The 12,099-nt window shown below is 64.6% G+C and carries 7 protein-coding genes; 5 read left to right on the forward strand and 2 right to left on the reverse strand.

Annotation, left to right across the window (positions count from 1 at the left end; genetic code table 11):
* Positions 1–218: 218 nt before the first annotated feature.
* The gene (locus OHA68_RS17545) at positions 219–1,814 is read right to left on the reverse strand and encodes a hypothetical protein (protein ID WP_327108604.1); all 1,596 of its coding nucleotides are present in this window, start codon (positions 1,812–1,814) and stop codon (positions 219–221) included.
* A gap of 67 nt (positions 1,815–1,881) precedes the next feature.
* Positions 1,882–2,334: an NYN domain-containing protein gene (locus tag OHA68_RS17550; RefSeq protein WP_327108605.1), complete on the reverse strand. Its 453-nt coding sequence runs from the start codon at positions 2,332–2,334 to the stop codon at positions 1,882–1,884.
* 216 nt (positions 2,335–2,550) lie between these two features.
* Here OHA68_RS17550 and OHA68_RS17555 point away from each other — a divergent pair, with 216 nt between their 5' ends.
* The 5 genes from OHA68_RS17555 to OHA68_RS17575 all read left to right on the forward strand — a co-directional run bounded on the left by OHA68_RS17555 (position 2,551) and on the right by OHA68_RS17575 (position 12,081).
* Positions 2,551–4,995, forward strand: a complete 2,445-nt coding sequence (locus tag OHA68_RS17555; RefSeq protein ID WP_327108606.1) for a type I restriction-modification system subunit M — start codon at positions 2,551–2,553, stop codon at positions 4,993–4,995.
* Positions 4,988–6,229, forward strand: coding sequence for a restriction endonuclease subunit S (locus tag OHA68_RS17560; protein ID WP_327108607.1), 1,242 nt, complete (start codon positions 4,988–4,990; stop codon positions 6,227–6,229). Before OHA68_RS17555 ends, OHA68_RS17560 begins: the two co-directional genes overlap by 8 nt.
* Positions 6,230–6,317: 88 nt before the next feature.
* Positions 6,318–9,494, forward strand: coding sequence for a type I restriction endonuclease subunit R (locus OHA68_RS17565; protein WP_327108608.1), 3,177 nt, complete (start codon positions 6,318–6,320; stop codon positions 9,492–9,494).
* A gap of 19 nt (positions 9,495–9,513) precedes the next feature.
* Positions 9,514–10,218, forward strand: coding sequence for a M48 family metallopeptidase (locus OHA68_RS17570; protein WP_327108609.1), 705 nt, complete (start codon positions 9,514–9,516; stop codon positions 10,216–10,218).
* Positions 10,219–12,081: an HsdM family class I SAM-dependent methyltransferase gene (locus OHA68_RS17575; RefSeq protein ID WP_327108610.1), complete on the forward strand. Its 1,863-nt coding sequence runs from the start codon at positions 10,219–10,221 to the stop codon at positions 12,079–12,081.
* The last annotated feature ends 18 nt before the right edge of the window (positions 12,082–12,099 follow it).

Here is a 12,099-nt window from a genome sequence, read left to right on the forward strand (position 1 = left end):
GTAAGGGTTCCGCACGACTCAAATAGTGCCCTATCTGGACGCTCCGATACACGATTATCGGAGGTGCCAATTGGGCCGGAGGCTAGGAACTGATCTATCAGTCCTGACCTCCGGTCGCGCTCCCTCGATCGCTTCGCAGCGGACCCGGGACATCGCAAGGAACCTCGATGCCGAGTTCGATGCCCCGGCCCCCTGCTCCGATCATCGGGATAGCAGCCCTATTTTGCTTTGCTCCGTCGCGCCGCGATCCACTCTTCAAAGTGGACTAGTTTCCGCTCCTCAGAGGGAAATGTTTCTGGTGGTGCCTGATTGATCAGGGCACGAGCGCGGCCCAGCAGTCGGCGCATCGCACGCTCGTCGTTCCGCTTCTTAGCGGAACGCATGAACGCGAGTAACGCATCTAGCACCTCAGCATTTCCTCCCTTTCGACGATTAGCGATCTTCTTTCCGGGGCTTCCTGAAGGAATGCGCTCGCGAACCCAGGCTTCGGCCGCATCGAGTTCTGCATGCTGGGCCCGAAACAGCACATTCCTTGGGACTAACTCTCTCGCCTCGTCGATAAGATCCCCGACCTGTCTTACGTCACCGCGCTTGGCCGCTGCATACAACCGTACACGCAGGCTGCCGAAGGCACGACGGATACCTTCATGGTCTGCACGGTGAGGTTTCTCCAACTGCGACAAAGGCATAACTGGGGCTTCAGAGGAAGACGGCAAGGAGAATCTCCCACGACAAATTCCTTTTGCTGTGATGACGAGTCCCGCAGTTGTCGATCCCCACGGCTCGTTGCCGGTCGCTGGTCCTACCAGACGGTAGGCGTATTTGAGACGTATCCTCTCCGGTGGAGCCTTAAATTGGAGTTCTGCTTCCGTTTCCCAGCCCGTACGATCGTCCGTGAGGTTAGCTCGAAGGCCATAGCGACGGCCGCTACCGGGGGTGCCACGAACTCGTCGGACACCCGCACCAAGCAGGCGAACGGTTATGTGATCGACGTCAATCGGGTGATCAGTTCGCTCCGGCAGATTCCCAGGTTGCTTTTGCGCTACCCCTTGCTGAGACGCCCTCTGTCGCTGTCGTTTGGAGATGGTGACCGCCCGGCGCAGAGCGGGCGTCCACAGCCCGTCCGAGGTGTAGCGACACTCGTCCGCGCTGTTCCATACGAGCTTCCCACCGCGCGATTCAGTGCCAACGAGCACAACCCGATTGAACCCATCCTGTTCACAGCGGATCTGAAACGCGTATCCAGAGCGTTCAATCTGGTGCCTAGCAGTGCGCTCAGCGCGCGTCCCAAAAAGCCAGTCAACTTGCTGCCCTCTGTCAATGAAGCCTCGCTCTGCCGCGAGCCAATCGTTCAAGGCGAGGTTGATGAGTTGCACTTGTAGGAGCCGGTTGCCGACTTCTGTTGGCCAGACCGTCAGGTCAGTACAGATACCGTCGCGAAGCCGTCCGTCAAACGTACCGTCCTTCTTGGTCTGTCGACCGATACCAGTCAACCCGGACAGGCTTCGGTGGATGTACAGATGGTCAGCGCTGTCGATACCAGCATTTCGCCGTGTGCAAGTCGGACGGGACGGATCCTTCGACGGGAAGTGCGCGAAGTGGCAATCCCTGTCTTTATACAGCTTTGCTGAGAGCTGCTGGCCGCATCCTCCAAGCCATTCCCCACACCACAAGCCTCGGCTCCCGTTGGCGAGCTTGAAGCGGAGAGCGTCGTCGTAGTCGAACGGCATGGTGGCCGGCTCATCAGCTCGGGCGTGCCCGAAGACAGCGGTCTGCACAAGCCGCGTGTCGAAACGGCTACCAGGCGATGCCATGCGAAGAAGCTCCCATTTCGGATGGTATTTACGCAAGACCGGATATAAGCATGGCCGCAGCTGCTGATCAGGCTGCCAGAGCCGTATCCAGGTAAGTGATGTCGCCGGTCGCTACGTACAGGCGCCAGCTCAGCACGTGGTGGCGTGTGACTACGGTGACGTGGACGCCGGCGGCGGTGAGCCAGGTGACGAGGTCGGCGAAGTAGCCGTCGCCCGAGCCGATGACGACGCGTTCGAAGCGCAGGTCGATGCGGTCGCTGATCGCCATCTCCGTCAGGGCGATGTCGGCGCCGTCCGGGCCTGAGCGGGTCAGGATCTGGGCCCCGCGGATCCCGCGACCGACCTCGACCAGCGAGCGGGGGTTGACCCCGACGACGAACTGGTCCAGGCGGCCGACCGGCACGCGCTGCCGGTATTCGGTCATGGTCTGCTCGACCTCCGCCAGGGTCGGCAGGGGTGACGCGGTCAGGTTCTCGATGTCCAGCAGATGAATCGCACGCCCGTCACGCAGGGATCGCATCGCTGCCCCCACCCACCTCGGTTATATGGCAAAGACGAGGCTAGTAGCTGTGAACTGCGTATGCAAACGAATTTTGAGTTGTGTACACACCAAGGTGTTGCTGCTAGTGTGGCGTCAACGATCGCGTGGCTGACACTGGAGAAGCGCGTGCCCGTTGATGGGACGCCTGCAAGACTGAGCCGGATGCCCCACTGATTGAAGGAGATGGGCCACCTCGTGGCGAAGTTGACGTTGCCGCAGCTTGAGCGGCACCTGTTCGGAGCGGCCGACATCCTTCGAGGCAAGATGGATGCCTCGGAGTTCAAGGAGTACATCTTTGGGATGCTGTTCCTGAAGCGCGCTTCCGACCAGGCCGACGTGGTGCGGGCCGAGCTCATCAAGAAGTGGCTCGCCCAGGGCAAGAGCCAGGAGGAAGCCGAGCGGATGGCGGGCTCTCCGGCCTTCTATCGGGGCGAGAGCTTCTTCGTGCCCCAGGAGTCCCGCTGGTCGTACATCCGGGATCACTCCCGGGAGAGGAACGTCGGCAACCTGCTCAACAAGGCGCTCGAAGGGCTGGCCAACTACAACTCCACCGCCCTCGAAGGCGTGCTGGAGCACATCGACTTCATGCGCAAGGTCGGCCAGTCGACCCTCTCCGACAAGCGGCTGCAGCAGCTCATCGACCACTTCAACCGGGTGCGGCTGCGCAACGAGGACTTCGAGTTCCCTGACCTGCTGGGCGCGGCCTACGAATACCTGATCGGGGAGTTCGCCGACTCGGCCGGCAAGAAGGGCGGGGAGTTCTACACCCCGCGTGGCGTGGTGCGGATGATGGTCCGCCTGGTCAAGCCGAGGCCCGGCATGCGCGTCTACGATCCGTGTTCGGGCTCGGGCGGCATGCTCATCCACTCCAAGGAGTACATCGACGAGCACGGCCTGGACTCGCGTGACCTGACCCTGGCCGGGCAGGAGGCGGCGGGCACCACCTGGGCCGTCTCCAAGATGAACATGATCCTCCACGGCGTGCTCAACGCCGACCTGGAGAACGAGGACACCCTTGCCGACCCCAGGCACCTCGAAGGCGGGGAGCTTGCCCGCTTCGACCGGGTCCTCACCAATCCGCCGTTCTCACTGAACTACTCGGCCGCCGACATGAAGCACCCGGAGCGCTTCAAGTACGGCTACGCGCCCGAGAGTGGCAAGAAGGCGGACCTCATGTTCGCCCAGCATGTGCTGGCCGTCCTCACTCCTGATGGCATCGGCGCGACGGTCATGCCGCACGGTGTGCTCTTCCGAGGTGGCAAGGAGAAGGACATCCGGGAGGGGGTCATCAAGGACGACCGCCTGGTGGCGGTGATCGGCTTGGCGCCCAACCTCTTCTACGGCACCGGCATCCCGGCCTGCATCCTCGTCCTGCGCGGCACCGACCCCCGGCCTGCCGAGCAGCGCCGCAAGGTGCTGTTCATCAACGCCGACCGCGAGTTCACCGCCGGTCGCGCGCAGAACTACCTTGAGCCGCAGCACGCCGAGAAGATCGTCGCGGCGTACGAGGAGTACCGGGACATTCCTGGCTTCGCCCGCGTCGTGGACATCAAGGAGCTGCGCGAGAACGACTTCAACCTCAACATCCGGCGGTACGTGGACAACACCCCGCCGCCCGAGCCCCAGGATGTCCGCGCCCACCTGCATGGCGGCGTCCCCAAGTCCGAGGTGGCGGCCAAGGCCGGGCTGTTCGAAGCGTTCGGCATCGACCCGGCCGCGCTCTTCGCCGAGTGGGACGCCGACTACTACGACTTCCTGCCCGAGGGATGGAAGGCGACCGCCGAGCGCCTTCCCTCGCTGGCCGAGCCCACTGAGGCACGGCTACGCAAGGCGTTCTCCGAGTGGTGGGTACGGCACAGCAAGCGGTTGATCGAGTTGCCCGACACTCACAAGGTCATGGAGACCCGCGCCGAACTGCTCGATTCCTTCGTCACTGAGCTGCTCCCCTTGAAGGTGCTTGACCGGTTCGAGTTGGCCGGCATCGTGGCCGCGTGGTGGGGCGAGGCGCAGTACGACATCAAGGCTCTCGGGCTCCACGGGTTCGAGGGTGTGGTCGAGGGCTGGCTGACCACGATTGAGTCGGCGTTCGAGCTGGACGAGGAGGACGTTGAATACTGGGACAGGCAGAAGATCGCTGCAGAGAAGCGCAAGGCCCGCGATCATCGGATCGTGCCTGCGCTCATCCCGGACTACCTCATAGAGCTGGAGGAGGCTGAGGCGGAGTATGCCGAGCTGAACGCCCAGTACAAGGCGGCCACCGCCAAGCCAGCCGAGGATGACGAGGACGCAGACGAGCCCGTCGAGGAGCAATTGACAGAGGCCGAGCTCAAGGAACTCAAGGCGCGTACCGCCGCCGCCCGGAAGAAGGTCGGGGCGCTGGAGGGCGACTTCCTGCCCCGGCTCCGCATGACCATCGGCGCACTCGACAGCAATTCGCACCGCGATCTGGTGATCGCTGTCCTCCGGTCTCAGCTCTCGTCCCGATTGGAGTCCCGTACGGTTACCGCCCGCCGACTGGCCGAGTCGGCCTTCCGTACTTGGGCCGACAAGTACGCGGTCACATTGCGAGACCTTGTAGGTCAGCGCGAAGCAGCTGCCGCTCGCCTGGAGAGCTACCTCAAGGAGTTGGGCTATGCGTGAACTTCCCGAAGGCTGGAAACCGATTCGGCTGCGCGACACGGGAGTCTGGTTGTCCGGTGGCACACCATCCACCGATGAGCCGCGATTCTGGGACGGAGATATCCCGTGGATCAGCGCCGCCAGCATGAAGGACTTCTACATCCATGATTCTGATCGGAAGCTGACTAAGAGCGGGTCCTCAGCCGGAACACGGATGGTGGGGAGAGACTCAGTAATTTTCGTGGTCCGAGGAATGAGCCTGAAGAAAGAGTTCCGAGTCGGAGTGGCGCAGCGAGAACTTGCCTTCGGACAGGACTGTAAGGCGATCATTCCCCGTCAGGGTATTGATGGAACCTTTCTCGCGCGGGCGTTGAAGGTACGAACCGGCGAGATCCTGAGCATGGTCGATGAGGCTGGCCATGGCACTGGACGCCTGCCGACAGATATGATTTCCAGGCTTGAAATCGGCATCCCACCGATGTCCGAGCAGCGGCGGATCGCGGAAATCCTCGGCGCCCTCGAATCACAAATATCCACAGCTTCGCTGGTGATAGATAAGCTTCGGGTAATGCATCGAGGTGTTATACACGACACTTTGTTCTACGGTATGGCCAAGGCTGCAGAACAAACCGGCGGTTGGTCGCTAGAGCCAGTCGCTGATGTGGGGATGGTCAAGCTAGGAAGGCAACGATCACCCCAACACGAAACGGGGCGGCATATGACCCCGTACCTTCGCGTAGCGAACGTTTACGACAACTACATCAACTACGGCGACGTTCTTGAGATGAACTTCACGCCTGCCGAGCAAGAGGTTTTTGGACTTCAGGGAGGAGACATCCTACTGAACGAGGGCCAAAGCCTAGAACTTGTCGGACGTAGCGCTATCTATGACGGACCGCCTGGCTACTGCTTTCAAAACACGCTGGTCCGTTTCCGACCCCACCGTACCTCTCCTGAATTTGCCCAAGCTATTTTTAGCTACTGGCTGTCCACCGGAGAGTTTATGAAGATCGCCAAGCGGACCACAAGTATCGCCCATCTTGGCGCTGATCGATTCGCTCAGATGCGCTTTCCCGTTCCACCTCTGGATGAGGAGAAGAAGATAGTCGCTTCTATCAACGCGGTAGCCGAAGCCGCGGAGGCCGAAACGGCTCGTGTGGCCAGTCTCCATCTCCTGAAACAGGGCCTTACGGAGGACCTGTTGACCGGACGGGTTCGAGTTTCGGAGGCGGAAGCCGTACTGGAAAATCCTTAGCCCGACCGGGGCAAGCACTGCATGCCCTGGTAAGGCGGTTATTTGTTCGGGGGAACGATGTTCGACGATTTACGGAGGGAGTCGGACGGTGGCCGACTACGAGTACACGTTGGTAGAGCGTCCCCTGATCGAACAGCTCAAAAGCATGGGCTGGAAGCATGCGGCCGGCGCCGAGAAAGGCGCGGTCCTGCCGAGGATTGCGAAGGCGTCCCTGCGTAACACCTTCGACGAAGTGATCCTTGGAGATCACGTACGGGACGCGCTCGCCCGGATCAACCTCGACGACCAGGGCCACCCCTGGCTGGACGACACCAGGATCAGCCAGGCGTACAACGCCCTCACCCGAGTCCCCGCCGCCAACCTCCTGGAAGCCAACAAGCACGTCACCGACCTCCTGATCCAGGGCGTCGCCGTGGACGGCCCGGACGGCGGCCGGGACAAGACGGTCCACTTCATCGACTGGAAGACCCCGGCGAACAACGACTTCACCGTGGTCAACCAGCTCCGCGTGGACGTCCCCGGCACCGGCGGCAGCAAGTCGATCGTCCCCGACCTCGTCCTGTTCGTGAACGGCATCCCGCTCGTCGTCGTCGAGTGCAAGAAGCCCACCCAGAGCAGCCTCGGCGTGGCCGTGGATCAGATCCGCCGCTATCACCACAGCGCCACCGGCAACCCGAAACTCTTCCACTCCGTACAGCTGACGGTCGCGACCAGCGGCGAGGATACCAGGCTCGGCACCATCACCGCCGCCCAGGAGCACTACGTCCCCTGGCGTGACCCGTACCCCCTGACCATGGCGGAGCTGGCGACGCGCCGGAACAAGACCGAGGAGCAGCTCAGCAAGCAGGAGATCCTCGCGGCAGGCGTGCTCGACCCGGTCAACCTGCTCAACATCGTCCACAACTTCGTCACCTTCATGACCATCGACACCGGCACGACGGTCAAGGTGGCACCCCGCTACCAGCAGTTCCGGGCGGTCGAGCGTACTGTCCACAGGCTGTTGACAGGCAAGCCGGGCCAGCGCGGCGGGATCATCTGGCACACCCAAGGCTCGGGCAAGAGCCTCACCATGACCTTCCTGGTCCGCCGGATGCGGTCGATCACGGAGCTCGCGCACTACAAGGTGGTGGCCGTCACCGACCGCACTCAGCTCCAGGACCAGCTCCAGGAGACCATGCAGCTGAGCGGCGAGAAGGTGGACATCGCCAAGACCAGCGCCCGAGCCAGGACCTACCTGGCCCGGAGCGGCCCCGGCGTCGTCTTCGTGATGATCCAGAAGAACCAGGACGGTTCGCCCCAGGACCGGATGGACATGGGCGAGGTCAACGCCGACGACTCGATCGTGGTGCTGATCGACGAGGTGCACCGCTCGCATACCGCCTCCCTCGGCGCGAACCTCCGCGAGGCGCTGCCCAACGCCGCCCGGATCGGCTTCACCGGCACGCCGATCATGACGAAGAAGGGCCGGCGCAAGACCAGCGCGGAGCTCTTCGGCTCGTACATCGACACCTACCGCCTCCGGGAGGCCGAAGAGGACGGCGTGATCGTGCCGATCCTGTACGAGGGCTACATGGTCAAGGGCGCGCTCCGGGACGGCCAGGACATGGACGAGCTCTTCGAGGAGGCGTTCGAGGACCTCACCGACGAGGAGCGGCAGCAGCTCCAGCAGCGCTGGGCCACCAAGGGGACGGTCTCGACGGCGCAGAAGCTCGTCGACGTGAAGGCCAAGCACATGCTGCGCCACTACGTGGACAAGGTGCTGCCCGAGGGCTTCAAGGCTCAGGTGGTCGCGCACGACCGGGATACCACGCTGCGTTACCGGGACTCGCTGCTCGACGCCCGCGACGAGCTGGTCAGGGACGTCATGAGCCTGCCGCCGAAGGTGCTGGGCCGCGACCCGGGCGAGCTGAGGCCGCGCCAGGCCCAGCTCGTCCGCGCCCACCAGCAGCTCGACCTGCTCAAGCGGATCGACTTCGTGCCGGTCATCTCCAAGGGAGACGCGGAGGACGAGAGCCGGTTCGACGAGTGGACCGACGAGGCCAAGCAGAAGACGAGGGTCGACGGCTTCACCCAGCCCTTCGGGGAGAACGACATCGCGTTCGTGATCGTCAAGTCGATGCTGCTGACCGGCTTCGACGCGCCGATCGAGCAGGTGATGTACCTGGACCGCAAGATGGAGATGCACGACCTGCTCCAGGCCGTGGCCCGGGTCAACCGGACGGCGGACGGCAAGCCGTACGGCTATGTGGTCGACTATCGCGGCGTGGCGCAGAACCTCGTCGACGCGCTGCGCGTCTACGCCGACGAGAGCTTCGACGCCGCAGAGGTCGGGGACGTCGCCGACGCGCTGCGCGAGATGCGGGTCGAGATCGCCAAGCTGGAGCCGCAGCTGCAGCGGCTGCGGATGATGTTCCGCGACCCCGAGGACGTGGACGGGTGCGTGCTGGAGCTGGCCGATCCGCAGCGGCGCGACAAGTTCAACGCCGAGCTGGCCATTTTCGCCCGTACGGTCAACACGGTCCTGCCGGATCCGGCGGCGAAGCCGTACCTGCCGGACCTCAAGCGCTTCATGGTCATCAAGCTGACCGCGAACCGGCGCTACTACGTGGACGGCGGCGAGTTCGATCCCGGCGCGTACGGCAAGAAGATCAAGCTGCTGATCGACGAGCACGTGACCTCGCTCGGCATCGAGCAGCAGCTCCCGCCGATCGCGCTGACCGCGGCCAACTTCGCGGCGAAGGTCGAGGAGATGACCGGCGGCTCGCGATCCAAGGCGTCGGTGATGGAGAACGCCATCCGGCACCACATCGAGGTGCACCGCGGCCAGGACCCGGCCCGCTACCAGCTCCTCAGCGAGCGTCTGGAGCAGATCATCACCGAGCTCAAGGACGACTGGGACCAGCAGCTGCTCGCGTTCAAGGACCTGATGGAGGACATCGTGGAGGATCGGCGGGAGAACCCGCACAACCTCAGCCCCGTCGAGAGCGCCCTGTTCGGCCTGCTGCTGACCGAGCTGGCCACCTCCGCCGAGGCCATCGACGACCCGCGATACGTCGAGGCCAGCCGGGAGATCTACCTCAAGGCGGCGCAGACCATCTACATCCGTGACTTCTGGAAGAAGAAGCAGGACGTGGAGGACTTCAGGAAGGAGATCCTCGTGATTCTGGTCACCCACGACCTAGGGGACTTCCACCGGCTGGAGCAGGTCGCCGACAAGGCGCGTGACGTGGTCCAGCAGAACCGGGCGGACATCCCGAGGGCGTGATGCTGGCATGCTGATGACCGTGAGTGATTTTCCTGGAGTCCTGCGGGTCGGTGACCTTGAGGTCGCCGTCTCGGTCAGTGAGCGCCGCAAGAGCGTGCGGCTCACCGTGGAGCGGGACGCCTCCATCACCGCGGTCATCCCCTCGCAGGTCTCCCGGACCGAGCTGACCAAGGTGGTCGAGGCCAAACGCTCCTGGCTCTACGGCAAGCTCGCCGAGAAGCGGGATCTCGGCGAGGCGCCACCGGACAGGGAGCTCGTCTCCGGCGAGGGGTTCCTGTATCTCGGACGCTCCTACCGGCTGCGCGTCGTCGACTCCGGTGACGTGCGCCTGATCCGCGGGCGGCTGGAGCTGGCCCGCGGTGGTGGCGCGAAGGAGCTGGTCGGCTGGTATCGCCGCGTCGGTCACCCATGGCTGACCAGGAGAGTGCAGCCATGGGTGACGCGGATCGGCGTCGAGCTGAGCGGGCTGCGCGTGCGCCCGCTCGGCTATCGCTGGGGGTCATGCTCCCGTGACGGTCAAGTCAACATCCACTGGGCGACGATGCAGCTCCCGCCGACCCTGATCGACTACGTGCTCGTCCACGAGCTGGCGCATCTCCATCGCGCCGATCACGGCGCGGAGTTCTGGCGGATCGTGGAGCGGGCGCTTCCCGGTCATGAGGATTACCGCGAGCGGCTCCGCCGTACAGGTAATGATCTTTGGTTGCCTGAGGAAGGGCGTTAGATGCACGACGACGTCACGGTGAACGCGGCAGACATCGCCCGGCTTGCCGACGTCGGCCGGGCCGCGGTCAGCAACTGGCGCAAGCGGTTCGACGATTTCCCCCAGCCTGTTGGCGGAACCGCCACCAGTCCAGCCTTCTCCCTCGTCGAGGTCGAGGGCTGGCTTCGCCGGCACGACCGCTACGTGGAAGTGGCGCCGATCGAGCGGCTCTGGCAGCGGCTCCGGACGGTCACCGACGACCTGCGGCTCGGCGAGGCCGTCGGGTTCGCCGGGACCGTGCTTCTCCACCAGTGGCGCAATCCCGACCTTGATGAGAAAGCCCTGTCAGTCGCGGTTCCCGACGGTTTGGACGTGGATGCGGGGCTGGTCGCGGCGATCGTCGAGGTGGGCCGGGCCGAAGGGCCCGTCGCGGCGTTCGACGGCATCTGTGAACGCTACGTGGACCTGCACTCCCGCCGGCTGCTCGCCACTCCCCGGGACGTGGCCAAGCTCATGGTCCGCCTCGGTGACACAGCCGGGCGTACGGTGTTCGACCCGTCATGCGGCATCGGGACGCTGCTCCTCGAATCCGCCGGCTCGTGCACGCTCGGCCAGGATCTGAGCGGGAGCGCGGCCCACCTGGCCGCCATCCGCCTGCGACTCCACGGCTACGATTCGCGCGTTGAGGCGGGCGACTCGCTGCGCGCGGACGCCTTCGCCGGGGAGCAGGCCGAGGTCGTGGTCTGCAACCCGCCCTTCAACGAGCGCGGCTGGGGCTACGAGGACCTGGCCAACGACCCCCGCTGGGAGTACGGCCTGCCACCCCGTGGCGAGTCGGAGCTCGCCTGGGCGCAGCACTGCCTGGCACACGTACGGCCCGGCGGCACGGTGGTCATCATGATGCCCGGGGTCGCCGCGAGCCGCCGGTCAGGTCGCAGAGTCCGAGGCAATCTGCTGCGCGCCGGGGCGCTGCGGGCGATCATCACGCTCTCGGTGGGCGCCGCCCCCGCATCCAGCGGAGCCCCTGACCTGTGGGTCCTGCGGAGACCCGAAGCGGGCGGCCAACCGCCGTCCGAGGTCCTGATGGTGGACGCCGGAGAGAACCTCGCGCTCGCCGAGACCGCCTGGCAGGCGTTCCGCGAAGCCAAGGACCTTCCCGAAGGCAGCGACACGGTGAGGATCATCGACCTGCTGGACGAAGAGGTCGATCTGACGACCAGCCGGCGGATATCGACCCTCGGGCAACCGGACCCGTCGAGCTTCTCCGCCCTGCGGGAGAAGGCGGCGGCCCTGGCCAAGTCGCTGGCCGCCACCCTGCCTCGCCTTTCACCCGATCAGGGGCAGGAGCGGGCGATGTCCAGCATCGGAGAGCTCGCCCGTGCCGGGGTCGTGACCATCCTCCAGGGCCCGCTCAAACTCCCCGGTGAGGGCGAGCTTCCCGTCCTCACCACGAAGGACCTCCTGCTCGGGCGGCCGCCCACGGGCCGCAGCGCCGACGCTCCCGGCCTGGCGCGGGTGGAACGCGATGACGTCGTCTCACCGGTCGTCACCGGCAGCGGCTGGTCTCCCCGGGTCATGACGGATTCCGGCGCGGTCCTCGGCCCTCAACTCCTGCTCATCCGCACCGACCCCGACCGGCTGGACCCTCACTTCCTGGCCGGTTGCCTGCGCGCCGGCGGCGGCTCAAGAGCCCGGCTCGGCAGACTGGATCCACGTCGCGCGCAACTGCCCAGGCTGGCCATCGACGAGCAACGTCGGTACGGCGAAGCCTTCCGGCAACTGCTGGCCTACGAGGACGCCACCCGTACGCTGCGCGAGATCAGCGATAATCTTGTGGCGGCCGGTATCGACGGCCTTTTCGATGGAATCCTGCGTCCCGAGTGATCCCCCTTTCTGGAGGCA

Source organism: Nonomuraea glycinis (assembly GCF_035920485.1).
GTDB classification, from domain to species: Bacteria; Actinomycetota; Actinomycetes; order Streptosporangiales; family Streptosporangiaceae; genus Nonomuraea; species Nonomuraea glycinis.

Coding starts and splice junctions, on each gene's coding strand:
- OHA68_RS17545 (WP_327108604.1), bottom strand. CDS start 1,814: ATGGCATCGCCTGGTAGCCGTTTCGACACGCGGCTTGTGCAGACCGCT.
- OHA68_RS17550 (WP_327108605.1), bottom strand. CDS start 2,334: ATGCGATCCCTGCGTGACGGGCGTGCGATTCATCTGCTGGACATCGAG.
- OHA68_RS17560 (WP_327108607.1), top strand. CDS start 4,988: ATGCGTGAACTTCCCGAAGGCTGGAAACCGATTCGGCTGCGCGACACG.
- OHA68_RS17575 (WP_327108610.1), top strand. CDS start 10,219: ATGCACGACGACGTCACGGTGAACGCGGCAGACATCGCCCGGCTTGCC.